Origin of the sequence: Pseudomonas sp. B16(2017) (genome assembly GCF_002113205.1) — a bacterium.
GTDB classification, from domain to species: Bacteria; Pseudomonadota; Gammaproteobacteria; order Pseudomonadales; family Pseudomonadaceae; genus Aquipseudomonas; species Aquipseudomonas pharyngis.
The window spans coordinates 1-26,918 of the sequence record NZ_NEKA01000008.1; the positions used below are offsets into that span (position 1 = coordinate 1).

The 26,918-nt window shown below is 61.1% G+C and carries 22 protein-coding genes, 6 tRNA genes and 1 pseudogene; 17 read left to right on the forward strand and 12 right to left on the reverse strand.

From position 1 onward, the window contains the following. Positions 1 to 334: 334 nt before the first annotated feature. The 3 genes from xopAW to CAG25_RS15240 form a co-directional block, all read right to left on the reverse strand. On the reverse strand, positions 335 to 1,192 hold the full coding sequence (xopAW, locus tag CAG25_RS15230; RefSeq protein WP_085612101.1) for a XopAW family type III secretion system calcium-binding effector: 858 nt from the start codon (positions 1,190 to 1,192) through the stop codon (positions 335 to 337). Positions 1,193 to 1,302: 110 nt separating this feature from the next. Next, complete coding sequence (locus CAG25_RS15235) at positions 1,303 to 2,352, reverse strand: cell wall metabolism sensor histidine kinase WalK (protein ID WP_085612102.1); 1,050 nt, start codon at positions 2,350 to 2,352, stop codon at positions 1,303 to 1,305. Next, the gene (locus CAG25_RS15240) at positions 2,352 to 3,101 is read right to left on the reverse strand and encodes a response regulator (protein ID WP_064600917.1); all 750 of its coding nucleotides are present in this window, start codon (positions 3,099 to 3,101) and stop codon (positions 2,352 to 2,354) included. Before CAG25_RS15240 ends, CAG25_RS15235 begins: the two co-directional genes overlap by 1 nt. A gap of 295 nt (positions 3,102 to 3,396) precedes the next feature. Between CAG25_RS15240 and pyrF the strand changes: the two genes are divergently transcribed. Further along, positions 3,397 to 4,095, forward strand: a complete 699-nt coding sequence (pyrF, locus tag CAG25_RS15245; RefSeq protein ID WP_007960372.1) for an orotidine-5'-phosphate decarboxylase — start codon at positions 3,397 to 3,399, stop codon at positions 4,093 to 4,095. 52 nt (positions 4,096 to 4,147) lie between these two features. Here pyrF and CAG25_RS15250 read toward each other — a convergent pair whose 3' ends face one another. Further along, a complete protein-coding gene (locus CAG25_RS15250) occupies positions 4,148 to 5,152 on the reverse strand; it encodes an NADP-dependent oxidoreductase (protein ID WP_085612103.1) in 1,005 nt (334 codons plus the stop codon). Between the two features lie 228 nt (positions 5,153 to 5,380). On the opposite strand from CAG25_RS15250, the gene CAG25_RS15255 reads away from it, so the two are divergent. The 4 genes and pseudogenes from CAG25_RS15255 to CAG25_RS29130 all read left to right on the forward strand — a co-directional run bounded on the left by CAG25_RS15255 (position 5,381) and on the right by CAG25_RS29130 (position 9,812). Further along, on the forward strand, positions 5,381 to 6,142 hold the full coding sequence (locus CAG25_RS15255) for an SDR family oxidoreductase (RefSeq protein WP_007917441.1): 762 nt from the start codon (positions 5,381 to 5,383) through the stop codon (positions 6,140 to 6,142). Positions 6,143 to 6,338: 196 nt separating this feature from the next. Then, positions 6,339 to 7,739 carry a PLP-dependent aminotransferase family protein gene (locus CAG25_RS15260; RefSeq protein WP_085612104.1) on the forward strand — a complete coding sequence of 467 codons (1,401 nt, stop codon included), beginning with the start codon at positions 6,339 to 6,341 and terminating at the stop codon, positions 7,737 to 7,739. Positions 7,740 to 7,886: 147 nt separating this feature from the next. Then, positions 7,887 to 8,951: pseudogene (locus CAG25_RS29125) on the forward strand (HAMP domain-containing protein); the annotation flags it as partial. Beyond that, positions 8,949 to 9,812 (forward strand): methyl-accepting chemotaxis protein, encoded by an 864-nt coding sequence (locus tag CAG25_RS29130; protein WP_371855248.1) that lies wholly within the window; start codon positions 8,949 to 8,951, stop codon positions 9,810 to 9,812. The pseudogene CAG25_RS29125 and the gene CAG25_RS29130, both read left to right, overlap by 3 nt. A gap of 641 nt (positions 9,813 to 10,453) precedes the next feature. Here CAG25_RS29130 and CAG25_RS15270 read toward each other — a convergent pair. Next, a complete protein-coding gene (locus CAG25_RS15270; protein ID WP_011335462.1) occupies positions 10,454 to 11,212 on the reverse strand; it encodes a hypothetical protein in 759 nt (252 codons plus the stop codon). A gap of 388 nt (positions 11,213 to 11,600) precedes the next feature. On the opposite strand from CAG25_RS15270, the gene CAG25_RS15275 reads away from it, so the two are divergent. The 6 genes from CAG25_RS15275 to CAG25_RS15300 all read left to right on the forward strand — a co-directional run bounded on the left by CAG25_RS15275 (position 11,601) and on the right by CAG25_RS15300 (position 12,227). Further along, positions 11,601 to 11,676 (forward strand) — tRNA-Glu (locus tag CAG25_RS15275). A 2-nt stretch (positions 11,677 to 11,678) separates the two neighbouring features. Next, positions 11,679 to 11,754 (forward strand) — tRNA-Gly (locus tag CAG25_RS15280). A gap of 104 nt (positions 11,755 to 11,858) precedes the next feature. Next, positions 11,859 to 11,934: transfer RNA gene (locus CAG25_RS15285), tRNA-Glu, on the forward strand. Positions 11,935 to 11,937: 3 nt separating this feature from the next. Then, positions 11,938 to 12,013, forward strand: a tRNA-Gly gene (locus CAG25_RS15290). 60 nt (positions 12,014 to 12,073) lie between these two features. Continuing rightward, positions 12,074 to 12,149 (forward strand) — tRNA-Glu (locus tag CAG25_RS15295). 2 nt (positions 12,150 to 12,151) lie between these two features. After that, positions 12,152 to 12,227 (forward strand) — tRNA-Gly (locus CAG25_RS15300). Between the two features lie 124 nt (positions 12,228 to 12,351). Here CAG25_RS15300 and CAG25_RS15305 read toward each other — a convergent pair. The 4 genes from CAG25_RS15305 to CAG25_RS15320 form a co-directional block, all read right to left on the reverse strand. Then, positions 12,352 to 14,091 (reverse strand): dipeptidase, encoded by a 1,740-nt coding sequence (locus CAG25_RS15305; protein WP_085612106.1) that lies wholly within the window; start codon positions 14,089 to 14,091, stop codon positions 12,352 to 12,354. Positions 14,092 to 14,285: 194 nt separating this feature from the next. Next, complete coding sequence (locus CAG25_RS15310) at positions 14,286 to 14,924, reverse strand: LysE family translocator (RefSeq protein ID WP_011335460.1); 639 nt, start codon at positions 14,922 to 14,924, stop codon at positions 14,286 to 14,288. 1 nt (position 14,925) lies between these two features. After that, entirely contained in the window at positions 14,926 to 15,696 is a 771-nt protein-coding gene (locus tag CAG25_RS15315) for a 2OG-Fe(II) oxygenase (RefSeq protein WP_064598593.1), read from the reverse strand. Positions 15,697 to 15,786: 90 nt separating this feature from the next. Then, a complete protein-coding gene (locus CAG25_RS15320; RefSeq protein WP_085612107.1) occupies positions 15,787 to 16,413 on the reverse strand; it encodes a hypothetical protein in 627 nt (208 codons plus the stop codon). A gap of 90 nt (positions 16,414 to 16,503) precedes the next feature. Here CAG25_RS15320 and CAG25_RS15325 point away from each other — a divergent pair, with 90 nt between their 5' ends. Further along, positions 16,504 to 17,499 carry a LysR family transcriptional regulator gene (locus tag CAG25_RS15325; RefSeq protein WP_085612108.1) on the forward strand — a complete coding sequence of 332 codons (996 nt, stop codon included), beginning with the start codon at positions 16,504 to 16,506 and terminating at the stop codon, positions 17,497 to 17,499. A gap of 57 nt (positions 17,500 to 17,556) precedes the next feature. On the opposite strand, the gene CAG25_RS15330 is transcribed toward CAG25_RS15325, so the two are convergent. Then, positions 17,557 to 17,964, reverse strand: a complete 408-nt coding sequence (locus tag CAG25_RS15330) for a PA2817 family protein (protein ID WP_007950758.1) — start codon at positions 17,962 to 17,964, stop codon at positions 17,557 to 17,559. Between the two features lie 74 nt (positions 17,965 to 18,038). Continuing rightward, positions 18,039 to 20,486: an acyl-CoA dehydrogenase gene (locus tag CAG25_RS15335; RefSeq protein WP_085612109.1), complete on the reverse strand. Its 2,448-nt coding sequence runs from the start codon at positions 20,484 to 20,486 to the stop codon at positions 18,039 to 18,041. Between the two features lie 248 nt (positions 20,487 to 20,734). Between CAG25_RS15335 and CAG25_RS15340 the strand changes: the two genes are divergently transcribed. The 4 genes from CAG25_RS15340 to CAG25_RS15355 all read left to right on the forward strand — a co-directional run bounded on the left by CAG25_RS15340 (position 20,735) and on the right by CAG25_RS15355 (position 23,903). Continuing rightward, on the forward strand, positions 20,735 to 21,394 hold the full coding sequence (locus tag CAG25_RS15340; protein ID WP_085612110.1) for a transglutaminase family protein: 660 nt from the start codon (positions 20,735 to 20,737) through the stop codon (positions 21,392 to 21,394). Between the two features lie 43 nt (positions 21,395 to 21,437). Further along, the gene (locus CAG25_RS15345; protein ID WP_085612111.1) at positions 21,438 to 22,061 is read left to right on the forward strand and encodes a glutathione S-transferase family protein; all 624 of its coding nucleotides are present in this window, start codon (positions 21,438 to 21,440) and stop codon (positions 22,059 to 22,061) included. 133 nt (positions 22,062 to 22,194) lie between these two features. Further along, positions 22,195 to 23,127 carry an ABC transporter ATP-binding protein gene (locus CAG25_RS15350; RefSeq protein ID WP_085612257.1) on the forward strand — a complete coding sequence of 311 codons (933 nt, stop codon included), beginning with the start codon at positions 22,195 to 22,197 and terminating at the stop codon, positions 23,125 to 23,127. After that, positions 23,124 to 23,903 (forward strand): ABC transporter permease, encoded by a 780-nt coding sequence (locus CAG25_RS15355; RefSeq protein WP_085612112.1) that lies wholly within the window; start codon positions 23,124 to 23,126, stop codon positions 23,901 to 23,903. The genes CAG25_RS15350 and CAG25_RS15355 overlap by 4 nt, the downstream gene beginning before the upstream one ends. Positions 23,904 to 23,957: 54 nt before the next feature. On the opposite strand, the gene CAG25_RS15360 is transcribed toward CAG25_RS15355, so the two are convergent. Next, positions 23,958 to 24,476 (reverse strand): DUF2062 domain-containing protein, encoded by a 519-nt coding sequence (locus CAG25_RS15360; RefSeq protein ID WP_085612113.1) that lies wholly within the window; start codon positions 24,474 to 24,476, stop codon positions 23,958 to 23,960. A gap of 136 nt (positions 24,477 to 24,612) precedes the next feature. Here CAG25_RS15360 and CAG25_RS15365 point away from each other — a divergent pair, with 136 nt between their 5' ends. Beyond that, complete coding sequence (locus CAG25_RS15365) at positions 24,613 to 26,856, forward strand: DNA internalization-related competence protein ComEC/Rec2 (protein ID WP_085612114.1); 2,244 nt, start codon at positions 24,613 to 24,615, stop codon at positions 26,854 to 26,856. Positions 26,857 to 26,918 lie beyond the last annotated feature (62 nt).

Here is a 26,918-nt window from a genome sequence, read left to right on the forward strand (position 1 = left end):
TGTCGTAGCGCTTGCCTAAATTGGACATTGTTATGCACCTTCACCCTCTTGAATGAACGAGTCAATCAACAAGGGCGACAGGTAGCCTGACACAGAGGGAGCGCCTAAAAAAGTAAGCAAAAAACGCTCGCCCCGGCGTTCGGCCCTCGCAGGCTCGGGTTCCTTCGCTCCGGCGTCCTTCCGGGGGCATCGACTTCGTCGATGAGTTCGGCTTCGCCAAACGGCACTGCGTGCCAATCCCCGGATGAACACCTCCACTCAGCCTTCCGAAGGGGCGGGTGGATCAAGATCAAGAGCTTTGTCGAGCTAACGCTCATCCTGGTTTTGGATTACCTCAAGTCGCCACATTCAAATACTTGCCCACCGACGCGGTGCTTTCGAGCGAGTACTGCTTGCTCAGATTGGCAATCATCCGGTTCAGCGCTTCGGTGGTGGTTTGAGTATTGCTGGCGGTCTGTTCGTCATCCGGGCGTTCGCGACCTGCATGCAGTGCAGCTTTCAGTTCGTCGCTGCTGACGCCTGCGCTGCTGTCGCTGTCCAGAACCTTGAGCAGAGCGGCGGCGGTGTCGGTGTTGTTCGATGAGTTGCTGTCGCTGGCTTGCAACGCACTGCTCAACTCGGTGGCGGTGACGCTGCCGTCGCCGTCTGCATCGAGTTGGCTGAAGAGTTCGTCGCTGGAGGCTTGTGGGGGCGGGGGTGGCGGTGGGGTGAGGCTGGCGGCGAGTTCGTCCTGGCTGACGACGCCGTCTTCGTTTTTGTCCAGGGCCGAGAAGATTTTGCTGCTGTCGGCGGTGCTGCCGGCGCTGGTCAGGCCGTTGCTCAGTTCGTCGCTGCTGATGGCGCCGTCGCCGTCGGCGTCCAGGGCGCTGATCAGGGCGTCGGCCAGTTCGGTGTTGGGGGCCTGGTCGCCTGGGGGGGGTGGCGGTGGGGCCATGGCGGTCATTTCTTCGGCGCTGAGGCTGCCGCTGGCGTCGCTGTCCAGATCGCCGAATTGTTTGCTCAGACTGACCAGCAGGCCGTCGTTGGACTTTTGCGACAGGGCGCTGCCCAGTTCGTCCTGATCCACCGCGCCGTCGCCGTTGCTGTCGAGCTTGGCGAACAGTTCCTTTTGCAGCTGCTGGCTGCGGGCGTTCTGGGTGGAGGTGCTGCTGGTGCTGGTATAGCTCGTGTAGTTGCTGACGCTACCGATCATCGGGCTCACTCCTTGGACTGGAAAACCGGTGGGTGTACCGGCTTATGCAGCCTCAAGGTGCAAGGTGTCGTGGGTATGTGAGGTTTGTACCGGCCGGTACACAGTCAAACTCAGTGGCGAGGCAGTTGGATCACGGCGGTCAGGCCGCCGCCGGGGGTTTCTGCCAGGGTCAGTTGTCCGCCCTGGCGCTGCGCCGCTTCCCGGGCGATGGTCATGCCCAGGCCGACGCCGCCGGAGTTGCGGTTACGTGAGCCTTCGAGGCGGAAGAACGGTTCGAACACGGCTTCACGCTTGTCCGCCGCGATGCCCGGGCCGTGGTCGATGACGCGGATCAGCAGTTGTTCGCGCTGGTCTTGCAGTTCGATGTGCGCTTGGCCGGCGTAGCGCAGGGCGTTGTCCATCAGGTTGTTGATGCACGAGCGCAGGGCCATCGGTTGTACCTGCAACGGGGCGCAGTGGCCGCTGACCTGAACGTCGGCGCCTTGATCTTGGGCGTTTTCGCACAGTGATTCGACCAGCGCCTGCACGTCCATCAACTGCAAGGCCTCGCTGGTGCGCTGTTCGTGCAGGTAGGTGAGGGTGGCGTCGAGCATGCCGATCATGTCGTCCAGATCCTGGCGCATCTGGCCCTGCAGTTTGTCGTCGCTGATATTTTCCAGACGCAGTTTCAGTCGCGACAGCGGGGTGCGCAGGTCGTGGGAGACGGCGCCGAGCATCCGCGCCCGTTGCTGCACCTGTTCGCGGATGCGCTGCTGCATCAGGTTGAAGGTGTACGCAGCCTGCCGTGCTTCCCGGGGGCCGGTTTCGTCCAGTGGCGGGCTGTCGAGGTCTTCGCTCAGGCGCTCGGCCGCATCGCTCAGACGCTGGATCGGTCGGGTCAGCAGCTTGGCGCCGTACCAGGCGGCGATGATCAGCGAGATGAACTGGAAGGTCAGCGGCACGATCGGCCCGCCGAACCAGGGGCGCGGTGGACGGGGCGGGTAGCGTGGATCCTGAGCCGGCTGTTGACCGTCGAGGTTTTGCGAGAACTCCGGCGGCGGTGGCGGGGGCGGTGGGCCGTAGAGGCGGAACCAGGCGAAGGCCAGCAGGTGCGCCAGGACGATCGCCACCAACAGCATGCCAAACAGGCGGCCGAACAGCGTGTCGAAGCGCGCCCGCATCAGCCGATGTCCCGGGCGTCGAACAGGTAGCCTTCACCACGTACGGTCTTGATCAGTTGCGGGGCTTTCGGGTCGTCGCCGAGTTTTTGCCGCAGACGCGAGACCAGCAGGTCGATGCTACGGTCGAAGGCTTCGATCGAGCGGCCACGGGCGGCGTCCAGCAACTGTTCGCGGCTGAGCACCCGGCGCGGGCGTTCGATGAACACCCAGAGCAGGCGGAATTCAGCGTTGGACAGCGGCACCACCAGACCATCGTCGGCGATCAACTGGCGCAGGACGCTGTTCAGGCGCCAGTTGTCGAAGCGAATGTTCGCACGCTGTTCGCTGCGGTCGTCGCGCACCCGACGCAGAATCGTCTGGATCCGCGCCACCAGTTCCCGGGGTTCGAACGGTTTGGCCATGTAATCATCGGCGCCCAGTTCCAGGCCGATGATCCGGTCGGTGGGTTCGCAGCGGGCGGTGAGCATCAGGATCGGGATGTCCGATTCAGCGCGCAGCCAGCGGCACAGCGACAGACCGTCTTCGCCGGGCAGCATCAGGTCGAGCACCACCACGTCGAAATGTTCGGCCTGCATCGCCTGGCGCATGGCCGCGCCGTCGGTGACGCCGCTGGCGTGAATGTTGAAGCGGGCCAGGTAGTCGATCATCAATTCACGGATCGGCACGTCATCGTCGACGATCAGCGCGCGGATGTTCCAGCGCTTGTCGTCTTTCTGTTCGTCGTTCACGGAGGCTTGGGAGTTGTGCATGAGGCTGTTCATCTGCCAGTAGGCCGCCAACCACAAAGATAGGCTGCGAGGTTGTGGTTTCAGCATAGGCGTCCGGCCGTGAGGCGGGAAGGGCTGCTGTAAGGACTTGTTGCGGCTGGCGAGGCTAGCGCGGGCGCATGTTGTCGGCGTGTCGGTTGTGTATCGGGTTCGACACAATACCCTGCAAGGCTATGCTGATCACGGTTGGCGCGACGATTTACCGATCATCGGGTGCCGCGCCGCCGCCGGTTCCGCTACAATGCGCGCCGATTTCGACTTGCCTGAGAGCCCATCCATGTCCGCCTGCCAGACTCCTATCATCGTCGCCCTGGATTTCCCTACCCGTGACGCCGCACTGAAGCTGGCCGACCAGTTGGACCCGAAACTGTGCCGGGTCAAAGTGGGCAAGGAACTGTTCACCAGTTGCGCCGCGGAAATCGTCGGCACTCTGCGTGACAAGGGTTTTGAAGTATTCCTGGACCTGAAATTCCACGACATTCCCAACACCACGGCGATGGCGGTCAAGGCCGCGGCCGAGATGGGCGTGTGGATGGTCAACGTTCACTGCTCCGGCGGCCTGCGCATGATGGCGGCCTGCCGCGAAGAGCTGGACAAGCGCAGCGGTCCGCAGCCGTTGCTGATCGGCGTGACCGTGCTGACCAGCATGGAGCGTGAGGATCTGGCGGGTATCGGTCTGGACATCGAGCCGCAGGAGCAGGTGCTGCGTCTGGCGGCGTTGGCCGAAAAGGCCGGGATGGACGGTCTGGTGTGCTCGGCGCTGGAAGCCACTGCGCTGAAAACCGCGCATCCATCGCTGCAACTGGTGACCCCGGGAATTCGTCCGGCGGGCAGCGCCCAGGACGACCAGCGTCGCATCCTGACCCCGCGTCAGGCGCTGGATGCCGGTTCCGACTATCTGGTGATCGGCCGTCCGATCAGCCAGGCGGCGGATCCGGCCAAGGCACTGGCCTCGGTGGTTGCCGAACTGGCCTGAGCGAACAGCTGAAGAAACAATGAAGGGAGCCCGATGGCTCCCTTCATTGTTTTCAGACCTTCAACACCAGCTTGCCGAAGTTCTCGCCGCTGAACAGTTTGCCCAGGGTCTCGGGGAATGTTTCCAGGCCTTCAACGATGTCTTCCTTGCTCTTGAGTTGACCTTTGGCCATCCACCCGGCCATCTCCTGGGCGGCACTGGCGTACTGCGCGGCGTAATCCATCACCACGAAGCCTTCCATCCGCGCGCGGTTGACCAGCAGCGACAGGTAGTTGGCCGGGCCTTTGACCGCTTCCTTGTTGTTGTACTGGCTGATCGCGCCGCAGATCACCACGCGTGCTTTCAGGTTGATACGGCTGAGTACGGCGTCGAGGATGTCGCCGCCGACGTTGTCGAAATACACGTCCACGCCTTTCGGGCATTCGCGTTTGAGACCGGCCAGCACGTCTTCGCTCTTGTAGTCGATGGCACCGTCGAAGCCCAGTTCATCGACCAGGAATTTGCACTTGTCCGCGCCGCCGGCGATGCCGATCACCCGGCAGCCTTTGATTTTGGCGATCTGCCCGGCGATGCTGCCGACCGCGCCCGCGGCACCGGACAGCACCACGGTGTCCCCGGCCTTCGGCGCGCCGACATCGAGCAGGGCAAAGTAGGCGGTCATGCCGGTCATGCCCAGTGCGGACAGATAAACCGGCAGCGGTGCCAGTTTCGGATCGACCTTGTAGAAACCTCTTGGCTCGCCGAGGAAATAATCCTGCACGCCAATGGCACCGTTGACGTAGTCGCCGACGGCAAACCCCGGATTGTTCGACGCGACGACTTTACCTACGCCCAACGCGCGCATGACTTCGCCCAGACCCACCGGCGGAATGTAGGACTTGCCTTCGTTCATCCAGCCGCGCATGGCCGGGTCGAGGGACAGGTATTCGTTCTTGACCAGAATCTGCCCTGCCGCCGGCTCGCCGACCGGTACTTCCTGATAGGTGAAGGTCTCGCGGGTGGCGGCGCCCACTGGGCGTTTGGCGAGCAGGAACTGGCGATTGGTCTGGTTGGTCATGACAGGCACTCGAATTGAATGAAGCCTTGTTGATAGACCTTCATGAGCGATGCCGCAAGGTTGGCTCACGGGGCGAATGCAGGCTGATCCAGTACGGTGATAGTGCAGGCCTGGGTTTCATCACTGCGATTCATGCAAGCCTAACCGGCCTTCTGATAGTGCTGACGTCACTCAGGCCCCTGTGGCTATGCTGCCTTCATCCATTCCCCCGCATTCGAGGACATAACAATGAGCATGACGTTTTCCGGTCAGGTAGCCGTCGTCACTGGCGCGGCCAACGGCATCGGCCGCGCGACGGCCCAGGCATTCGCCGCCGAAGGTCTGAAAGTGGTGGTGGCTGATCTGGATGCGGCCGGGGGCGAGGGCACCGTGGCGCTGATTCGTACAGCCGGTGGCGAAGCGACCTTCGTGCGCTGCAACGTGACCGTCGAAAGCGAAGTGAAAAATCTGATGGACGAGGTGATCAATACCTACGGCCGTCTCGACTATGCCTTCAACAACGCCGGGATCGAAATCGAGAAGGGCAAACTGGCCGAAGGCTCGATGGACGAGTTCGACGCGATCATGGGCGTCAACGTCAAGGGTGTCTGGCTTTGCATGAAGTATCAGTTGCCGTTGCTGCTGGCGCAGGGCGGCGGGGCGATCGTCAACACCGCGTCGGTGGCTGGATTGGGTGCCGCGCCGAAGATGAGCATCTATGCCGCCTCCAAGCACGCGGTGATCGGTCTGACCAAGTCGGCTGCGATCGAATACGCCAAGAAGAAAATCCGCGTCAACGCCGTCTGCCCGGCGGTGATCGACACTGACATGTTCCGTCGCGCCTATGAAGCGGACCCGAAAAAAGGTGAATTCGCCAACGCGATGCACCCGGTCGGGCGCATTGGCAAGGTCGAGGAAATCGCCAGCGCCGTGCTGTATCTGTGCAGCGACGGAGCGGCTTTTACCACCGGCCATTCGCTGGCCGTGGATGGCGGCGTGACCGCCTTCTAAGGTGGCGTCGACCGAGACAAAAAATGACCCGCCCACCGGCGGGTTTTTTTTCGCCTCGGGAGCGGTTCCGTGAGTCCGCTAAACAATGTGTTTCAAATGGTGAGAACGGAGGCTTTTGGCGGTTTTGTCGCACAGCCTCAAGGGCGTGGCTGTGATTTACTGCCGCCAGCAAAAACGGACAGGAGTTTGCGTGCTCATGGAATTGAGAATTGACCGACAGGCAATGGTGCCGGTCGTACAGCAGATTGTTGACGGGTTGACCGAGTGGATCATGCAGGGGCAGGTGCCGCCGACGACGCGTCTGCCCTCCGTGCGCGAGATCGCACGGTGCAATCTGCTCAGCCAGTCCTGCGTCATGGAGGCTTGCGAGCGGCTGGTGGCGCAAGGGGTTCTGGCCTCGCGTCAGGGCTCGGGATTCATGGTGGCGGCTTCGTCGCCTGGTTGCTGCAAGGCGATCGATGGCTCCGGGTGTGAGGGGGATCGCACCGGGGGCGATCCGGCCCTCCGATGGCGCGGCGGTTTGACGCTGGGGAGTGGCGTCCTGCCAGAGAGTTGGCGCGAGCCCGATGATCTCGGCTATGCGATCCGCGAGGTGACGCGCGCCGACATGGCCAGCCTGTTCAACTACAGCACGCCTCTTGGGCTGCCGGCGTTGCGCGAACAGATTGTCAGGCGCCTCGGATTGCTGAATATCAAGGCTGCTGACGAGCAGGTGATGACCACCGCCGGCGCCAGCCACGCACTCGACCTGATCGTGCGGACCTTGTTCAAGGCCGGTGATTGCGTCGTGGTAGAAACCCCCGGTTATGCGCCGCTGTTCGATCTCCTGCGCTTGCATGGCGTGCGCATGCTGGAGGTTCGCCGCATGGCGGGCGGGCCGGATGTCGAGGCCCTCGAGGCGTTGCTGCAGCAGTTCCGACCCTCGGCGCTGTTCATCAACAGTCATCATCACAATCCCACGGGCAGTTGCCTGGTGCCGGCGGTCGCCCGACGCATCCTGCAGCTGAGCAGGATCTACGACCTGCGGCTGATCGAAGATGATGTCTACGCTGACTTGCACAACGGCAGCGGCACTCGCCTGGCAGCGCTGGATGACGAGGGGCGGGTCATTTACGTCGGCAGTTTTTCCAAGACCCTGAGCAGCTCGCTACGGGTGGGTTTCGTGCTGGCCGATGGCGAGCTGGTCGAGCGGATGGCGCGGGTCAAGATGATCAGTTGCATGGGGACCCCAAGGTTCTGCGAGGCGGTGCTGGCGGGGATGCTTGCCAGTGGTGCCTATCGAAAACTGGTACAGCGTCAGCGTCAGCGGCTTTCCACTGATCGTGCGGCCGCTCTTCAGGCGCTGGAAGACGCTGACTGGGAGGTGTTCGGCAAACCCACGGGCGGCCTGTTCATCTGGGCACGTTCGCCAGTGGCCGATGAGGCGCGCCTGCGCAGGCATGCTCTGCGATGCGGTGTGCAGTTGTCCTGCGCAACGTCGTTCAGTCCCAGTGGCGAAGCCTGCGACTGGCAGCGGATCAACGTGGCTTACGCCTGCGATCCCCGGGCACGGCAGTTTTTTCGCGATACAGCCATGGATCGACCTCGAACGTTCTGAAAACGACGCGTGCGTAGCTTTTTGCCATTATTCCGACGCCAGAGACTTGTGCTGGTTCAAGGCCGTTGCGAATCTTCGACAACAGACTATGGCAGGGGACTACGCGCAATGATTTCGGCCGTGCAAGGACGTTTTGCCAACCTCGGTATGGCAAAAAAACTGGGTATCGGGTTTGTGCTGGTGTTGCTGCTGACCGCACTGGTAGCTGCCATTGGCGTCTGGTCCCTGCAAACCATCAGCCAGCGCTTCGATGGCCTCAAGCAGATGTCATCGCTCAACAGTGGCCTGCTAAAGGTGCGGCTGCTGGAGCAGGACTACGCCTTGCACGGCAACCCGAAAACCGTCGAGGCCTTGCACGAAGGTGTCGACGGTCTGATCGCCATGGCCAATGGGCTCAAGGCGCAATCGGCGGCGAACGTGCCGGTGATGAGCGACGTCGAACAATCACTGATTGCCTATCGCAAGGCGTTCGATGAGTTCGTCTCGTTGTCCCAGGCCAAGGACCTGGCGCTGGAAATGGCCAGTTGGTCGGTGTCCAGCGTTGCCAACAATCTCGATGTGTTGCAGGCCGGTCTGGCCGACGACGGCGCGTACACCCTGAAAGACAGCGAGGGCAAAGACGGGGCGCAATTCATCGAGCAGGCCGGCCAGGTCAGTCAGGTCTCACGGTTGATGTTGCAGGCGATGAACGAGGCGCGGGTACGCCTGGATCAAAGCCGCAAGGGCGATGACAGCGCAGGTCAGGGCAATATCGAGCAGGCTGCGCAAGCCCAGGCGCAAGCCGAGCAGCTCAAGTCCACGGTCAAGGACGAAGGCTATCTGACGGTGCTCAATGAAGTGTCCGGGCACATTGCCGGTTTCAGCGACAAGCTGGCCGAGTACACCGGGTTGCTGGCCCAGGAAAAGACCGTCTATCAACAGCTGCACCAACGGGCCGACGAAGTCGTGGCGCGGGTCCAACAGGCCTATGTTGCGCAAGACGGCGCCATGCAGAGCGAACTGAAAAAGAATTCGGTGCTGATCATCGGCTCATCGGCGCTGGCGTTGCTCGTCGGGCTGATTGCGGCGTGGGTGATCACCCGGTTGATCGTTGCACCGTTGCGCAGCGTGATTCACGTGGCGCAACAGATTGCGGCCGGTGATTTGAGCGCAACGATCGAGGTATCGCGCCGTGATGAAATCGGTCAATTGATGCTGGCCATGCAGCAGATGGGCGCGGGCTTGAGCACGATTGTCAGCGGGTTGCAGGCGGGTATCGAACAGTTGGCCAGTTCGGCGCAATCGCTGTCGGCGGTGACCGAGCAGACCAACCTGGAGGTCAGCAGCCAAAAAGAGGAAACCGAACAGGTGGCGACGGCGATGAACCAGATGACCGCCACCGTTCACGATGTGGCGCGTAATGCCGAAGAAGCGGCGCTCGCGGCGCAGACCGCTGATGGCAAGGTCGAAAGCGGCCAGCAGGTGGTGCGCCAGAGCATGGCGCGGATCGAGCAACTGGCGGATTCGGCGACCTCGGCCAGTTCGAGCATCGAAAGTCTCAGTGCGGAAATCCAGAACATCGGCACGGTGCTGGAAGTGATCAAGAGTGTCGCCGAGCAGACCAATCTGCTGGCGCTCAACGCGGCGATCGAAGCGGCGCGGGCGGGCGAGCAGGGCAGGGGCTTTGCGGTGGTCGCCGATGAGGTGCGGGCGCTGGCGCGGCGCACGCAGCAGTCGACCGAGGAAATCGAGCGGCTGGTCAGTGCCTTGCGTTCGGCGGCGCATTCGTCGGTGCAGCAGATTCAGAGCAGTGGCGAACTGGTGAAACTGGCGGTGAGCGATGCGTTGCAGACCGAAAGCGCCCTGGGGAGTATTGCGGCGGCGGTTTCGTTGATTCAGCAGATGAACCAGCAGATTGCGGCGGCGGCCGAGGAGCAGAGTTCGGTGGCCGAGGAGATCAATCGCAGTGTGACGAGTATTCGGGCGAGTGCGGATCAGTCTTCGATTGCCATGCGCGGGAATGCGGCTTCCAGTGTTGAGCTGGCGCAGTTGGGGAGTGAGCTTCGGGGGATGGTGGGGCACTTTCGGCTTTGACCTTGGCGGCCTTTGGGCCGACCAGGTTCCCGTTTTATTGCGTTCATATCCGTTTCTGCGGGTGCTGCCGCTGGCGGTTTCGCCCTTACGGCGACTCCCTTTGGCAAACGCCCCAAAGGAAGCAAAGGTCTAGGCCCCGGCGTTCGGCACCTCGCTGTGGCTCGGCGTTCCTTCGTTCCGGGATTCATCCGGGGGCATCGCCTACGGTTTGCTTCGCTGCACCTCCTCTCGATGCATGCGGCTTCGCCGCACGGTCGCTGCGCTCCCACCCCCGGATGGATCCCTCCACTCAGCCTTCCGATGGGGCCGGCACGTCAAAAGCCTTACTCGAGCTAACGCTCATCGTGTTGAGTGGTGGGAAGCCAAAGCCAAAGCAGAAGCAAGAGTAGAAGAAGCATAGGATTCAGAAGGTGCAGCAGGTGCAGCAGGTGCAGTAGAGTGAGTTGAGTTGCATGCGTTTCAACCTGAGTGCGACTCGGTATTTCACGTCGGCGTATCTCCCCCAATCACCTCGGTCAGTCCGCTCTCACTCCGGGCGGTCCGACGTTTCGGGAGGGCTAGGGTGAGGGCGCTTTTGATTTTGATCTTCTCCGCGGGCAATAAAAAAGCCACCTCCCGGTGGCTTCTCTCTCCGACTGCACTCAGTCGTAAATCACTTTCTTCTTCCAGTCCGCATCAGCCTCGACATCTTTGAGGCCGGCAGTCAGTTGGTTTTCTTCGCCTTCGACCGGGGCGATCTTGTCCATGACCTGGGCGTTGGCGCGGGCCAGGAGTTTTTCCAGGTATTGGAGTTGTTCGGCGTAGATTTGCGGGTCCTGCTGTTTGCGCAGGTATTGCACGCCGCGTTCGAAGGCGAGGCGGGCCTGGCCTGGCTGGTTTTGCTGGAGGGCGTGTTGGCCGAGGTTGTTGAAGAACTCGATGTGCAGCAGCACGAGGATGTGGCGTACTTCGCGGATCCAGTGTTTGGCTTCGTTCGGTGGCAGGAAGCCGTCCTGCGCGGCGCGGGTGATCTGGCCGTGGAGGGCTTCGAGGAGGAAGCGGACGTCCTTGGCCTTGGCTTCGGTCTGGATCGGTGCCGGCGGGTTGTTGACCGGGATCGATTCGCCCTGGGCGACCAGGGCGCTCAGTTCGGTGATGCGGGCCTTGGTGGTGGCGCTGGTCTTTTCCAGGTTCAGCAGGCGCTGGCAGACGTTCAGCTCGAGGCGAGTCAGCAGCAGTTTGAGGGCCGGGGTCATGAACTGGCCGGGGAAGGTTTCGGTCAGTTCGCCGCAACGGCGCAGGCGGTCGTTGAGTTCGACCTTGGTGCGGGCCTTCTCCAGTTTGGTGTTTTCCACCACATGGTTCATGTAGCCAATGGCGATCAAGATTGCGATCCCGGCTATGACTAGCAGGGTGATCATGAGTGGTGTCACCGGTAAGACCTCTTTATAGGGTTCGCGTGCGAGTGTAGTGGCTTGGCATACAGGAGCCTAGCGCCGCTCGACGGGTTTGGATCGGCGAAGCTGAATCTGTATCGGCCAGGAACCGGCTTATATAAATGCTGGCCCTTGGGGTGCAGATTGCCATCACCTGTGCCGTGGACTATAACGCCTTGGCGAGTGTCGGAATATAGGCGTCAATCGCCGGGCGATGCAAAAGCCGGAAACGGTGCGTAAAGCAGGTCGAAGTCATTGATTTAAATAAATTTATATCTGGGGGTTGACGACCTTTCAATCCATCCATAGAATGCGCGCCACTTGCAGCGTAAAGCACACAGCGAAACGCGGCAGGGAGTGAATGTTGTAGTGTGTCCCCTTCGTCTAGTGGCCTAGGACACCGCCCTTTCACGGCGGTAACAGGGGTTCGAGTCCCCTAGGGGACGCCAATGCGGGAATAGCTCAGTTGGTAGAGCACGACCTTGCCAAGGTCGGGGTCGCGAGTTCGAGTCTCGTTTCCCGCTCCAATTTTAAACAGCAACGCTTTCGGGCGGTGCTGAGTGAAACCAGAACCCAATCTTCGGAGGCGGATCTGGACACCGAAACACACACCATGTGTTCCGGGTAGCGTGTCCCCTTCGTCTAGTGGCCTAGGACACCGCCCTTTCACGGCGGTAACAGGGGTTCGAGTCCCCTAGGGGACGCCATTTGCGGGAATAGCTCAGTTGGTAGAGCACGACCTTGCCAAGGTCGGGGTCGCGAGTTCGAGTCTCGTTTCCCGCTCCAAATTCAAAAAGCGCCGCTTTGCAAAGAGCGGCGTTTTTATTAGTGAAAGTTGTAGCCTGTGTCCCCTTCGTCTAGTGGCCTAGGACACCGCCCTTTCACGGCGGTAACAGGGGTTCGAGTCCCCTAGGGGACGCCATTGCGGGAATAGCTCAGTTGGTAGAGCACGACCTTGCCAAGGTCGGGGTCGCGAGTTCGAGTCTCGTTTCCCGCTCCAAATTCACAAAAACGCCGCTCAGTGATGAGCGGCGTTTTTGTTTGTGCGGTTTTTGTCAGGCAATAGAAAAGGACCTCGCGGTCCTTTTTTGTGGGCCCGCCAATGTGGCGAGCCCGGTACGCGATCAGAGCTTCGGCAATTGCCCGATGCGTCCCATCATTTCGGTGACGATCTGCAGGTCCAGCAGGAACTGGTCAACGGTCTTGAATTCGCCATCGGTGTGACCGGTGTACTTGACCTCAGGTCGCGCCAGGCCGAATTGCACGCCGTTCGGCAGTTCATGCACCGAGGTGGCGCCGGCCGAAGTGCCGAATTCGTGTTTCATGCCCAGGTTTTCGGTGGCCACGGCCAGCAGCGCCTTGACCCACTCACCTTCTGGATTGCGGTACATCGGTTCGGCGATCGAATAGTCGAAGTTGACCGCGACATGGGTCTTCTTGCTCCAGGCCGCCAGTTTGTCGGCGATTTCGCGCTTGAGCACTTCCGGCGACTTGCCCTTCGGCACGCGTAGGTTGACCGCGAGTTTGAAGGTTTTGTCGTCCATGCCGACGTAGGTCAGGGACGTGGTCAGCGGGCCCATGAAGTCATCGGCGAAGCCGACGCCCAGCTTGCCACCCTTGTAATCCAGGCCCCAGTTGTCGGCGGCGTAGTGGGCAGCGTCGGTGATGTGGTTGTGCTTGAAGGCGATCTTGCCGTCCACGCTGTGGATGAAGTCGAGCATGCGCGCGACCGGATTAACGCCGGATTCTGGCTCGGACGAGTGCGCGGAAACACCGGTCACGGTGAGTTTGACGTCTTTGCCATCGACGTTGGCGTTCACTTCGAAATCGCCGCCATTGCGCTTGGCGTATTCAGTGCCGGCCTTTTGCAGGCTGGCCGCCAGCTCGGCGGGTTTGTCAGTCACCAGCGTGACGACCGAAACCGATGGAATCTGGTTGGTCGCCAGGCCTCCGGTCATCGAGGCGATTTCCGCGCCTTTACCCTCGGCCTTGCGCTTGGCGAACTTGGCCATGACGGTGCCGTAGCCTTTTTCCGCAATCACTACGGGATAGCCGCCATCCAGTGCCAGGTTGTACTCGGGCGTCGGGTTGCGTTCGAAGTAGTAGGGAATCGCGTCACCGGTAGTTTCTTCGGTGGTGTCCACCAGCAGTTTGAAATTGCGCGCCAGTGGCAGCTTCTCTTCCTTGATCACCTTCATGGCATACAGCGTCACGACGATGCCGTTTTTATCGTCCTCGGTGCCGCGGCCGTACATGCGGTCGCCGATCAACGTGACCTTGAACGGGTCGAGTTTGGTGCCGTCCTTCAGCACCCAGTTTTCCGGCGTTACCGGCACCACGTCGGCGTGAGCATGAATGCCGACGACGTCCTTGCCGCTGCCGTCCAGGGAGATTTCGTAGACGCGGTTGTCGATGTTGCGGTAGTTCAGGCCGAAAGACTCAGCCAGATCCTTGATCTTGGCGGCGATCTTGATGAATTCGGGGTTGTCGTGCTGATCGACACCGTCCTTGCGGAAGGTCGGGATTTCCACCAGTTCGCGCAGGGTTTCCAGCGCAGCTTTGCCGTACTTCACGCGGGTGTACAGACCGAGCAGGCGATGGATTTCGTTTTGCTGTTCGGCGGTCAGCGTCTTGTTGTCGAGGAAGGCGCTGATGGCAGGGCGCAGATCGTCGGTCTTGCTCAGGTCGTTCTTGGCCAGATCACCGAGAAATGCTCTGAAGTCACTGACCTTTGCCTCATTGAAGGTCTTGAGAATGGTCGCGCTCTGCTGCTCGGTTAGGTTGGCTTGGGCTGGCAGCGTGACGGACGAAAGGCTGGCCAGAATCAGCGTCGACGCGGCCAGTTGCTTGAGTGAAAAATCCATTGCTAAGGGCATTCCTTTGCAGGCGATGAGAAGGAGTTGTCTGACCGATGCGTCAGACGGTCTCGCAAACTACCACCACACGAGCGTGCCCGGGAGCCCCCGGAGTGGGACGCGTCGCACAGAAATGCAAAAGCGGCGCAGAATCGAAAAAGCCCGTCCAATCTGTCTGAATCGGGCTTCTCCGATCAGCATGCTTACATCGACAGCACCAGACGCCCGGCAAACAGGATCAGAATCACCCCCATGCTGCGCTCGAACCAGTGGCCCATGCGCATGAACAGCACGCGCACTTTGCTGCTGGAAAAGAACAGCGCGACGATCACGAACCACAACGCATTCACCCCGCACATCCACAACCCGTACAGGGCCTGGATTTGCAGCGGCGTGCTGGCGCTGATGATCGTGGTGAAGATCGCCAGGAAAAACAGCGTGGCCTTGGGGTTGGTGGCGTTGGTCAGGAAACCGGTGGAAAACGCCTTGAACAGCGATTGCTCGACCAGTGGTTCGTCACTGGTCTTTTCGCCTTCCATTGTCGTCTTGGGTTTGCTGCGGATCAGGCTGACGCCCAGATAAAGAATGTAAGCACCGCCGACCACTTTGGCGACGGTCAGCAACCACGGCGTGGTGTGCATCAAGGCGCCGACGCCCAGCAGGGTGTACAGCACGTGCACGGAAATCCCCGCGCCGATGCCCAGTGCCGTGCAGATGCCGACCAAACGACCGAAGCGCACACTCTGGCGGATGGTCACGGCGAAGTCCGGGCCGGGAGCGACCACGGCCAGAAAGTGGATGGTGGCCAGCGCCAGAAACTCGCCCAGATAATTCGATGTCATTTCAGCTCCAGAAAGTCAGGGGTGAGGCATTGCCGCGATAGCCGACAAAAAACGAAAGGCTCAAGCGCGGATCGGCCACGCCCGGCGTTACCGAGTGCATGCGACGCGAATTGAACATGATGAAATCCCCCGGTTCCGGGCGAACTTCGAGGGCGGGCGGGCCGAGCAGTGCCGGGTCGATGCCGTAGCTGTCGCCGCGCATTTCGTCGAAGCGGTCCGGGGAAATGTCGTCTTCCCACATCTGCAACGCGCCGCCTTCGGTCGGCATGTTGAGGTAGACGTTGCAGGCAAACTGCGCCTCCAGGCTGCGGGCCTGAAAACTGTCCGGGGCGTCCTTGGCGAAGATGTCGTGGTGGGCCAGAAAGCACACTCCCGGTTTCACCACGCGGGACAGGCCGACGTACATCTTGCGACCGTAGAGGTTTTCCAGGTGGGCACCCGCCGGCCAGGATTCGTCGAGCATGCAGCGCAAGGTATCGACCGGCGACGAGTAGGGTGCGCAACGGTTACGTAGTTCGGCGATGTTGCTGGTGGCGCGCTCGAAATAATCTTCGATCAGCAGCGGCTGGTTTTCCGCCTCGTAGAACGCCATGCCGATGCGGCCGATGCTCGGCGCGTTGATGTAGCCCTCGAAGCCGGGGGCGAGGATCTTGTCGCCAATCTGGATTGCCTGCGCCTGGGGCAGAAAGCCTTTGAAGCGGATGGCGAGGACTTCTTCGTTGGCCAGTTTTTTTATGCACGTCTCATCGAGACGCTCGACGTCAAGCATCATGGTTTCAGGTCCATCTATCGAATAGTCAACGGAACCGGCGAACGCGGTTCCCCCGGCGTCGGACGCTGCATCTGGCAGCGTCCGAAATCCTCAATCCACGCTGTAGTGGACGGACAACGTGCCTTTCTTCTGCGAAAGGGACGCGATCGTGACTGTGCCCAAATCCTTCAGGCTGCGTACATGGGTGCCACCGCAGCCATAGGCTGGCAGTTCACCGAAACCGATTTCCCGCGCGCCTTCGCGCAGGGACGTCAGGCGTGGCAGGTCGTGTTCGATCCATTGCCCGATGCCGTATTGAACGGTTTGCGCATCGACTTCCTGGGCCGAATCTCCGGGTTTGAATTGAACCCGGCCCTCGTCCGGCCAGTGGTGCGCCTTGATCGGCATCCAGCCCATGGCCTGGACGAAGTGGCCGATCAAATGTCCGGCAGAGTGCATGCGGGTGTTGAAGCGGCGGCGTTCTTCGTCGACGCGAATCTGGGTCATGCCCAGTGGCACCGGCTGATCGACAAAATGAATGATCCGGTCCGGTTCCTGGACGACGCGCAGAACCTTGCTTTCGCCAATCCAACCGGTATCGCAGGGTTGGCCACCGCCCTGGGGATGGAAAAGCGTGGCGCGCAACACAACGGCGAACTCGTTCTGGTGGGGCGTGCAGTCGAGGACTTCCACATTGGCCTTGAGGTCATCACTATGGAAAAAGAGGCGAAGCGTCATATTCCATGCCCTTATTAAAGTTTCTTTTTTAATTATATGAATCGTGCAATAACGTGATAATCCGTTCAAACATCAAAGGACTGTTGCGCTGTGAGCATAAATCTTCCCCTGCCGCTGCTTGGTGAGATGGCGATTTTCGTCAAAGTCGTCGAGACCGGCAGTTTCTCCGAAGCCGCTCGCCAGTTGGGCTCATCGCCCTCGGCAGTCAGTCGCAGTATTTCCCGGCTGGAGAAAGCGCTGGCCACGCGGCTGCTGCAACGCACCACGCGCAAACTGCGCTTGAGCGATGGCGGGGAAGAGGTGTTCAAGCGCTGCCAGGAAATGGTCAGCGCCGCCAAGTCGGTGATGGAGATCAGCGGCCAGTTCACCCACGAAGCCGAAGGTCTGGTGCGGGTCAGCGTGCCGAAAGCGGTTGGGCGCTTCGTGATTCATCCGCACATGCCGGAATTTCTGCGGCGCTATCCGAAGGTCGACGTGGAGCTGTTGCTGGAGGACCGCCAGGTCGATCTGATCGATGACCATGTCGACCTGGCCATTCGCATCACGGATCGTCCACCGGCCGGACTGGTGGGACGACAACTGCTGACCATCGACCATTTGCTCTGCGCGACGCCGCAATATCTGGCTGAACACGGGACGCCGACTCATCCCCACGACTTGCTCAACCACAGTTGCATTTACCTGGGCGAGACCCCGAGTGATGCGCGCTGGAAATTCAAAAAGGGCACCAAAGCCGTTACCGTCGGCGTACGCGGCCGGTATGCCGCCAATCACACCGGCGTGCGTCTGGGGGCCGTGTTGCAGCACATCGGCATTGGCAGCCTGCCGTATTTCACCGCCCGTTATGCGCTGGAGCAGGGGCTGATCGTGCAGGTGTTGCCGGACTGGACGTTCCTGGCCTCGTACCACGGAGGATTGTGGTTGCTGCACTCGCCGACACGTTATCTGCCGCCGAAGCTGCGGGTGTTCATCGACTATCTGGTGGAATGCCTGGAGAAAGAGCCGACCCTGAGCAAGCCGGGGAAGTCTGGCGGTGCGAAACCGTTGGCCGAGTACGAATTGCCCGAGAGTGAAGGGTTGCTTTGATTCCATAAAAAAGGCCCGCATGGATCACCATGCGGGCCTTTTCATTACCGGGGAAAATCAGTGCTTGCTGTCCTGGGCGGACATCGCCAGCAGCTGTTTTTCCTGGTTCCAGTCGAACGGTTCGTCGTTCTGTTCGGCTTCGTAGCGGCGTTCTTCCAGCGCCTGATACATGTCGATTTCTTCGTCGGACAGGTAATGCAGGCAGTCGCCGGCGAAGAACCACAGCAGATCCCGCGGGATCAGGTGGGCAATTTGCGGGTAACGGGTAATCACTTGAGTCAGGATGTCCTGGCCCAGGTATTGGCTTTCGATTGGCTCGATCGGCAGTGACGCCAGCAGTTCGTCGAAACGCTCCAGGAACAGGGCATGGCTTTCTTCGGGAACCTGATCGGCCTCACCTACGGCGACCAGGATACTGCGCAGATGGTCGAGCAAAACCAGATGATCGGCAACGACGTTGGACACGAGATAAGTCCTCAAGAGCAAAACGGGCGCGGGAGTATAAAGCGCCCGCGCCCGTTTTTCACTGATTGAAGGGATCAGCGGATTTTGCCTTCCGCGGGTTTGAGTTGCTCCTTGTCGAAATCATCGACATCGATCACCTTGCGCCGCGCCGCTTCGGCATCACGCAGGGTCTGGGCTTCCACGGCCTGCAACACCCCGGCTTTCAGTGCCGCATCGATGGCGTGTTCACCAGCTACCGGTTTGACCTGACCGCTCTTGAGCGACGAGTGCAATTTCTTGTGCAGCGGTTGCGCAGCGTTCAGTTGATCGCAGGCGTGTTGCAGCGCACCGACTGCATCATCGGTCGATTGCGGGCGATAGCAGCCGGCAAGCAGTTCTTCCAGCGCTGGATCGCCCTTGGCCCGGCCGATGACTGCAGCCACCTCGGCACCGAGTTTGTCCGAAGGCCCTTTGTGACGGCGGCCGAACGGGAACACGATCACGCGCAACAGGCAGCCAAAGACTCGGTTCGGGAAGTTGGTCAGCAGTTCATCCAGCGCCTTTTCCGACTGGCCGAGGCTTTCCTCCATGGCCCATCTGAACAGCGGTTCCATGTACGCCGGGGAATCGAGGTCGTGATAACGCTTGAGCGCCGCCGACGCCAGATACAGGTTGCTCAGCACATCGCCCAATCGTGCTGACAATCGCTCGCGGCGTTTCAGTTCGCCGCCCAGCAACATCATGCTCAGATCGGCAAGCATGGCAAAAGCGGCAGCCTGACGGTTGAGCGCACGGAAATAGCCCTGGCTGAGCTTGTCGCCCGGTGCATGTTCGAAATGGCCGAAGCCAAGGTTCAACACCAGGGTGCTGGCGGCGTTGCTCACGGCAAAGCCGATGTGCTTGAGCAGCAGGCCATCGAATTCCTTGAGTGCCTGATCCTTGTCCTCGCGCCCGGCGAGGGCCATTTCCTTGAGGACGAACGGATGGCAGCGGATGGCGCCCTGGCCGAAGATCATCAGGTTGCGCGAAAGAATGTTCGCGCCTTCCACGGTGATGAAGATCGGCGCGCCGTTCCAGCTGCGACCCAGGTAGTTGTTCGGGCCCATGATGATCGCCTTGCCGCCGTGTACGTCCATGGCGTGGCTGATGCACTCGCGACCGCGTTCGGTGAGGTGGTACTTGAGGATCGCCGACAGCACGGAAGGTTTCTCGCCCAGATCCACCGCGTTGGCGGTCAGCATCCGCGCGGCGTCCATCATCCAGGCGTTGCCGCCGATCCGCGCCATGGCTTCCTGAATGCCTTCGAATGCTGACAGCGGCACGTTGAACTGCTCGCGAATCTGCGCGTACTGCCCGGTCACCAGACTGGTGAACTTGGCCGCGCCGGTGCCCACTGCCGGCAGCGAGATCGAGCGCCCGACCGACAGGCAGTTCATCAGCATCATCCAGCCTTTGCCGAGCATGTCCTGGCCGCCGATGAGGAAGTCCAGCGGGATGAATACGTCCTTGCCGGAGTTCGGGCCGTTCATGAACGCAGCGCCCAGCGGCAGGTGGCGACGACCGATTTCCACGCCGGGAGTGTCGGTCGGGATCAGCGCGAGGCTGATGCCGAGGTCTTCCTTGTCGCCGAGCAGGTGATCCGGGTCATAGGCCTTGAAGGCCAGGCCAAGCAATGTCGCGACCGGGCCGAGGGTGATGTAGCGTTTTTCCCAGTTTAGGCGCAGGCCGAGGGTTTCCTGACCTTCCCATTCGCCTTTGCAGATGATCCCGGTGTCGGGCATGGCGCCGGCGTCGGAGCCGGCAAGCGGGCCGGTCAGCGCAAAACACGGAATGTCGTCGCCCCGGGCCAGCCGTGGCAGGTAATGATTGCGTTGTTCGTCTGTGCCGTAATGCAGCAGCAGTTCGGCCGGGCCGAGGGAGTTGGGCACCATCACAGTGGAGGCGAGGTCGCCGCTGCGGGTCGCCAGTTTCATTGCCACCTGGGAGTGGGCGTAGGCGGAGAAACCCTTGCCGCCGAATTCCTTGGGGATGATCAGGGCAAAGAAACCGTGTTCCTTGATGTGAGTCCAGGCTTCCGGCGGCAGGTCCATCGACTGGCCGATCTGCCAGTCGGTGACCATGGCGCAGAGCTCTTCGGTCGGACCGTCGATGAACGCCTGTTCTTCTTCACTCAGTTGCACTTTGGGATAGGACAGCAGCTTGTCCCAGTCCGGACGGCCGCTGAACAGTTCGCCGTCCCACCACACCGTGCCGGCGTCGATCGCGTCGCGCTCGGTCTGCGACATCGGTGGCAGGGTTTTCTGGAACCAGCCGAACAGCGGCGCGGTGAAGTGTTTGCGGCGCAGGTCAGGCAACAGCAGCGGGGCGGCGACCAGGGCCAGCACCACCCAGAAAATCAGCAGCAACCAGCCCGGTGCGTGGCTGAAAATTCCCATCGCCAGCAGGTAAGCGGCAACGATGCCCAGTGCCGGCAGCGGGGCGATGCGCCGGTGGGCCAGATACGCCACGCCGACGATCAGAACCAGTATCCACAACAACAGCATATTTAATCCTCCGTGAACCAGGGCGAACCGACCCTCCAGAGCTTAGACGGCATCTGCAAAACGGGGCGGTCAGAGCAAGGTGATTGAAATCGTGGGAAACCCCGGATGTCTTTTGTAGGTTCGGTGGGCAACACGCGTGGGAAATCGTTCGCCGCTTCCGCGTCTTTACGTGCATGTTTGGCCGAAACGTCGTTATCTCTGTGCTGAACCTCTCGCTAGACTCGGGGCTCAATCAGGAGAATGTCGTCATGCACGAGTATCTGAGCCCCGGCCGCTTCATCGATAGTGACCACCCCTCGGTGGTGGAGTTCGCCGAGCAGCACCGTGGTGCCAGTCGCGATCCGCTCGCGCAGGCGATCAGTCTTTATTACGCCGTGCGCGAGGCGGTGCGTTACAACATGTACACCTTCAGCCGCGACCCGCAGACCTTGCGCGGCAGCTACGCGCTGGCGGCAGGTGAAAGTTATTGCGTGCCCAAGGCCACGTTGCTCGCCGGTTGCGCGCGCCATTGCGGGATCCCCGCACGCATTGGTCTGGCGGATGTGAAAAATCATCTGTCGACGCCGCGTCTGCTTGAACTGCTGAGAAGCGAAGTGTTCGCCATGCATGGTTATACCGAGCTGTTTCTCAATGATCGCTGGGTCAAAGCCACACCCGCGTTCAACCAGAAACTCTGCGAAATGTTCAACGTTGCGCCGCTGGAATTCGACGGCATGAACGACAGCGTTTTTCACTCGTACAACAGCGATGGCGCGCTGCTGATGGAGTACCTGGTCGATCACGGCCAGTTCGCCGATGTACCGGAATCTTTTTTCTTCGAACATCTGCAGAAATGTTATCCGCACCTGTTCAACGATCAGCAGACGCCACTGTCCAGTGACATGCGCGGTGATGTCGGCAGTCTCTGATCCGGCGTATGCTGCCTGCCCATTCACTGGAAAAGAGGCGGTCATGCTGAAGATCTGGGGTCGCAAGAATTCGTCGAATGTCAGAAAGCCGTTGTGGGCTGCCGAGGAGCTCGGGCTTGCCTACGAGGCCATCGATGCCGGTGGCGCGTTTGGTGTGGTCGACACGCCGGAGTACCGGGATATGAACCCGAACGGGCGGGTGCCGGTGATTCAGGACGATGGTTTCGTGTTGTGGGAATCGAATGCCATCGTGCGTTATCTGCTGGCAAAACATGCGGCCGATACTTCGTGGTATCCGACGGATCCGCAGACCCGCGCCACCGCTGACAAGTGGATGGACTGGACGACTTCCAGTTTTGCCGGACCGTTTCGCACAGTGTTCTGGGGCGTTCTGCGTACCCCGGCAGACAAGCAGGACTGGCCGGCCATCCACGCGGCGATCAAGGAATGTGACGGCTTGCTGGCGATGGCCGATCAGGCACTGAAGCACCAGCCGTATCTGTCCGGGAGTGAAATCGGCATGGGCGATATCCCGCTCGGCAGTTTCATTTATGCCTGGTTCGAGATGCCGATCGAGCGCGCGCCACAACCGAATCTTGAAGCCTGGTACGCACGGTTGAAGCAGCGTCCGGCGTATCAGAAAGCTGTCATGACCGCGTTGACTTAATACCTACTATCGACACACTTGACTGTACTTGTGCGGCGACGGCAAGCACCATTGCGCTCGAGCGCTGCGGTTGTCTTCCTCGCCGCCGGCCTTTTATCAGTCCTTTTTTCTTCACTGGGTGCGTAAATCCGATATGAGTTCCGCTCTGTCCATCCGGCAGCTAACCAAAACCTACGGCAACGGGTTCCAGGCCTTGAGTGGTATCGATCTGGACGTCGCCGAAGGTGACTTCTTCGCCTTGCTCGGCCCCAACGGCGCCGGCAAATCCACGACCATCGGCATTCTCTCGACCCTGGTCAACAAGACCAGCGGCACCGTGAATATCTTCGGCCACGACCTGGACAAGAACCCGGCGGCGCTCAAGCGCTCGATCGGCGTGGTGCCCCAGGAGTTCAACTTCAACCAGTTCGAAAAGACGTTCGACATCGTCGTGACCCAGGCCGGTTACTACGGCATTCCGGCGAAGATCGCCAAGGAACGCGCCGAGCAGTACCTGACCCAACTCGGCCTGTGGGACAAACGCGATGTGCCGTCACGTTCGCTGTCCGGCGGCATGAAGCGGCGTCTGATGATCGCCCGGGCGTTGGTGCATGAACCGCGTCTGCTGATCCTCGACGAGCCGACTGCCGGCGTCGACATCGAACTGCGCCGCTCGATGTGGACGTTCCTCACCGAACTGAACCAGAAAGGTATCACCATCATCCTCACCACCCACTACCTGGAAGAGGCTGAGCAGTTGTGCCGCAACATCGGCATCATCGACCACGGCACCATCGTCGAGAACACCAGCATGCGTCAGTTGCTCGGACAGCTGCATGTGGAAACCTTCCTGCTCGACCTGAAGAGCGATCTGGCGGTTGCGCCGCAACTGGTCGGCTATCCGGCCCGGCTGGTGGACGCTCATACGCTGGAAGTCCAGGTCGACAAGTCCATGGGCATCACCGCGCTGTTCGGCCAACTGGCCCTGCAGAACATCGAAGTGCTGAGCCTGCGCAATAAAACCAATCGCCTCGAGGAGCTGTTCGTGTCCCTGGTGGAGAAAAATCTGTCGAAGGTGGCGGTATGAGTTCCGAGCTGCGCCCCAACCTCGTTGCCCTTAACACCATCGTTTACCGCGAAGTCAGACGCTTCACCCGGATCTGGCCGCAGACCCTGCTGCCGCCGGCGATCACCATGGTTCTGTATTTCGTGATCTTCGGTAACCTGATCGGCCGGCAGATCGGTGACATGGGTGGCTTCACCTACATGGAGTACATCGTGCCGGGTCTGATCATGATGTCGGTGATCACCAACTCCTACGGCAACGTGGTGTCGAGCTTCTTCGGCAGCAAGTTCCAGCGTTCCATCGAAGAGTTGATGGTGTCGCCGGTTTCACCGCATACGATCCTGATCGGCTACACCCTTGGCGGCGTACTGCGTGGCTTGATGGTGGGCGTCATCGTGACGATTCTGTCGTTGTTCTTTACCAGTCTGCAGGTGCATCACCTGGGCGTGACCGTTCTGGTGGTGGTGCTGACGGCGACGATCTTCTCGCTGCTGGGCTTCATCAACGCGGTGTTTGCGCGCAACTTCGATGACATCTCGATCATCCCGACCTTCGTGCTGACCCCGCTGACCTACCTCGGTGGCGTGTTCTACTCGATCACCTTGCTGCCGCCGTTCTGGCAGACCGTGTCGCTGGCCAACCCGGTGCTGCACATGGTCAACGCCTTCCGTTACGGCATCCTCGGTGTGTCGGACATCCGCATCGGTATCGCGATCACTTTCATGCTGGTGGCGACCGTGGCGCTGTATTTCGGTTGCGCACGGCTGCTGGTGAGCGGGCGCGGAATGCGTACCTGATTTCTTCAATGCTGCAATGAAAAACGGCCTCCCACAGTGGAGGCCGTTTTGCATTCAGCGCATGCGACTTTTCTTGCGCCGCGCCCATTGCCGGGCCACCCACCAGCGCCAGTACAGCATTACCAGACAGTAGGCGAGGGCGCCCAGTGCCAGCCCGACCACCACCGAACCCAGCAGGAACGGTTGCCACAGGGTCGAAAGCTCGCCGCTGATCCATTCCCAGGTCAATTCGTCTGGAAGTGTGCGGGCGGGAACATCCATCAGCCAGGCCCCGACTTGATAGGTGCAGAAGAACACCGCCGGCATGGTGATCGGATTGGTCAGCCAGACCAGGCTGACGGCAATCGGCATGTTGCCGCGCACCATGATCGCAAGGACGGCGGCCACCAGCATTTGCGCGGGAATCGGCAGGAACGCGGCGAACAAGCCGACGGCCATGGCGCGGGCCACCGAGTGTCGGTTGAGGTGCCAGAGGTTCGGGTCATGCAGCAACGTGCCGAGAAAGCGTAAGGATTTGTGTTCCCTGATGCTCGTCGGATCGGGCATGTAACGTTTGAATAAGCGCCGGGGCATAAGGCTTCTCGGTCGGTTAAGGCGGCAAGTATGTCTGGATTCTACGAACCGCCCATTCAGACTTTGTGACAATTGATAACGACGCCCGTGCCCCGCAACCGCTATGCCTGAAGGTGGGACTCTCAAGGACGGGCTTATGCGCACAGGGATGATGGCGCTGGCGGTCGGTCTGCTGGCAGCGGTTTTTTTACCGGCCTTGCCGCCGGTCGGGTTATTGCTGGTGTTGCCGTGGGTGGCGCTGATGCTGCTGCCGTTTCGCAGCTATCCACTGGCGTTTTTACTGCTTGGATTCGCATGGGCGGGATTCAACGCGCAACTGGCGTTGAATGATCGACTGCCGTCCCGGCTGGATGGCGAAACGCGCTGGATGGAGGGCCGGGTCGTCGGCTTGCCGCAGAGTGCCGAGGGCGTCGTGCGGTTTGAGCTGGCCGATGCGCGCTCGCGTCACGAGAAGCTGCCGTCGCTGATGCGCCTGGCCTGGTACGCCGGGCCTGAGGTCAAAAGCGGCGAACGCTGGCGATTGGCGGTCAAGCTCAAGCGCCCCGGTGGCTTGCTCAATCCGGATGCGTTCGATTACGAGGCCTGGCTGCTGGCGCAACGCATTGGTGCTACCGGGACGGTGAAGGATGGCCAGCGTCTGGCGCCAGCGCAGTGGGCCTGGCGCGACAGTATTCGCCAGCGCCTGCTTGCCGTTGACGCCCAGGGTCGTAACGGCGCCTTGGCCGCGTTGGTGCTCGGCGATGGTTCCGGCCTCAGTCGCGAAGACTGGCAGATCTTGCAGGACACCGGCACCGTGCATCTGCTGGTGATTTCCGGCCAGCACATCGGGCTGTTGGCAGCGTTGATGTACGCGCTGGTCGCCGGGTTGGCCCGATTCGGATTTTGGCCGCTGCGTTGGCCCTGGCTGCCCTGGGCGTGCGGTCTGGCATTCACGGCGGCGCTGGGTTACGGCTTGCTGGCCGGATTCGATGTACCGGTGCGGCGGGCCTGCGTGATGGTTGCGCTGGTGCTGCTGTGGCGTTTGCGCTTCCGCCACCTCGGTGCATGGTGGCCATTGCTGCTGGCCTTCAATGGCGTGTTGTTGATGGATCCGCTGGCCAGCTTGCGTCCGGGGTTGTGGCTGTCTTTCGCGGCGGTGGCTGTGTTGATCTTCACCTTCGGCGGCCGTCTGGGGCCGTGGCGCTGGTGGCAAACCTGGACGCGCGCGCAGTGGTTGATCGCGATCGGCCTGTGCCCGGTGCTGCTGGCGCTGAGTCTGCCGATCAGTCTTAGCGGGCCGCTGGCCAATTTGCTGGCGGTGCCGTGGGTCAGTTTTGCGGTGCTGCCGCCGGCGTTGCTCGGGACTTTGTTGCTGTCAATTCCTCATGTCGGCGAAGGGTTGCTGTGGCTGGCCGGCGGACTGATCGATGGATTGTTCCGGGCGCTGGCCCTGATTGCCGGACGCTGGCCGGCGTGGGTTGCAGAATCGATGCCGGGCTGGATCGTGGCGCTGGGTTGCATCGGTGCAGTGCTGTTATTGCTGCCTCGAGGCGTTCCTTTGCGCCCGCTGGGCTGGCCGTTGCTGCTGGTGCTGGCATTTCCGCCCCGGGAGCGACTGGCCGAAGGCGTGGCGGATGTCTGGCAGCTTGATGTTGGCCAAGGGCTGGCGATTCTGATCCGCACGCGCCATCACGCCTTGCTGTACGACAGCGGCCCGCGCTTCGGCGATTTCGATGTCGGCGAGCGGGTGGTGTTGCCAGCCCTGCACAAGCTGGGCGTCGAGCGACTCGACCTGATGCTGCTCAGCCATGCCGATGCCGATCACGCGGGTGGTGCACTCGCCGTGGCGAAAGGACTGGCCGTCAGTCGGGTCATCAGTGGCGACCCGCCGGGTCTGCCCGAGGCGCTGAACGCCGAGGCCTGTGAAAGCGGTCGGCAATGGCAGTGGGACGGCGTTGCCTTTCATCTATGGCAATGGGCAGAAGCCCACGACAGCAACCAGCGTTCCTGCGTGTTGCAGATCGAAGCCAACGGCGAGCGGTTGCTGCTGACCGGTGACATCGACAGCGCTGCCGAACGGGATTTGCTTTACAGCGCACTGGCGGTTCCGACCCAGTGGCTGCAAGCCCCGCACCATGGCAGCCGCAGTTCCTCATCGATGGCCTTGCTCAAGGTTTTGCAGCCCCAGGCCGTGCTGATCTCCCGGGGGCAGGGCAACTCGTTCGGCCATCCACACCCGACGGTCATCGCCCGCTACCGCAAACAGGGAATACACATCCACGACAGCGCCGAACAGGGCGCCATTCATCTGCAACTGGGGCGGTTTCAGCCGGCCCGGTCGATGCGTCAACAACGCCGGTTCTGGCGCGCGCCGCCGTTGCCGGGGACGGAGTACCGTTGAGCACGGTCGTCGGGGCGACGGGTCTTTATCACGAACCGGTATGGTAAAGTGGCGCACTTTTT

Coding starts and splice junctions, on each gene's coding strand:
- xopAW (WP_085612101.1), bottom strand. CDS start 1,192: ATGATCGGTAGCGTCAGCAACTACACGAGCTATACCAGCACCAGCAGC.
- CAG25_RS15235 (WP_085612102.1), bottom strand. CDS start 2,352: ATGCGGGCGCGCTTCGACACGCTGTTCGGCCGCCTGTTTGGCATGCTG.
- CAG25_RS15240 (WP_064600917.1), bottom strand. CDS start 3,101: ATGCACAACTCCCAAGCCTCCGTGAACGACGAACAGAAAGACGACAAG.
- pyrF (WP_007960372.1), top strand. CDS start 3,397: ATGTCCGCCTGCCAGACTCCTATCATCGTCGCCCTGGATTTCCCTACC.
- CAG25_RS15250 (WP_085612103.1), bottom strand. CDS start 5,152: ATGACCAACCAGACCAATCGCCAGTTCCTGCTCGCCAAACGCCCAGTG.
- CAG25_RS15255 (WP_007917441.1), top strand. CDS start 5,381: ATGAGCATGACGTTTTCCGGTCAGGTAGCCGTCGTCACTGGCGCGGCC.
- CAG25_RS15260 (WP_085612104.1), top strand. CDS start 6,339: ATGGAATTGAGAATTGACCGACAGGCAATGGTGCCGGTCGTACAGCAG.
- CAG25_RS29130 (WP_371855248.1), top strand. CDS start 8,949: ATGGGCGCGGGCTTGAGCACGATTGTCAGCGGGTTGCAGGCGGGTATC.
- CAG25_RS15270 (WP_011335462.1), bottom strand. CDS start 11,212: ATGATCACCCTGCTAGTCATAGCCGGGATCGCAATCTTGATCGCCATT.
- CAG25_RS15305 (WP_085612106.1), bottom strand. CDS start 14,091: ATGGATTTTTCACTCAAGCAACTGGCCGCGTCGACGCTGATTCTGGCC.
- CAG25_RS15310 (WP_011335460.1), bottom strand. CDS start 14,924: ATGACATCGAATTATCTGGGCGAGTTTCTGGCGCTGGCCACCATCCAC.
- CAG25_RS15315 (WP_064598593.1), bottom strand. CDS start 15,696: ATGATGCTTGACGTCGAGCGTCTCGATGAGACGTGCATAAAAAAACTG.
- CAG25_RS15320 (WP_085612107.1), bottom strand. CDS start 16,413: ATGACGCTTCGCCTCTTTTTCCATAGTGATGACCTCAAGGCCAATGTG.
- CAG25_RS15335 (WP_085612109.1), bottom strand. CDS start 20,486: ATGCTGTTGTTGTGGATACTGGTTCTGATCGTCGGCGTGGCGTATCTG.
- CAG25_RS15340 (WP_085612110.1), top strand. CDS start 20,735: ATGCACGAGTATCTGAGCCCCGGCCGCTTCATCGATAGTGACCACCCC.
- CAG25_RS15345 (WP_085612111.1), top strand. CDS start 21,438: ATGCTGAAGATCTGGGGTCGCAAGAATTCGTCGAATGTCAGAAAGCCG.
- CAG25_RS15350 (WP_085612257.1), top strand. CDS start 22,195: ATGAGTTCCGCTCTGTCCATCCGGCAGCTAACCAAAACCTACGGCAAC.
- CAG25_RS15355 (WP_085612112.1), top strand. CDS start 23,124: ATGAGTTCCGAGCTGCGCCCCAACCTCGTTGCCCTTAACACCATCGTT.
- CAG25_RS15360 (WP_085612113.1), bottom strand. CDS start 24,476: ATGCCCCGGCGCTTATTCAAACGTTACATGCCCGATCCGACGAGCATC.
- CAG25_RS15365 (WP_085612114.1), top strand. CDS start 24,613: ATGCGCACAGGGATGATGGCGCTGGCGGTCGGTCTGCTGGCAGCGGTT.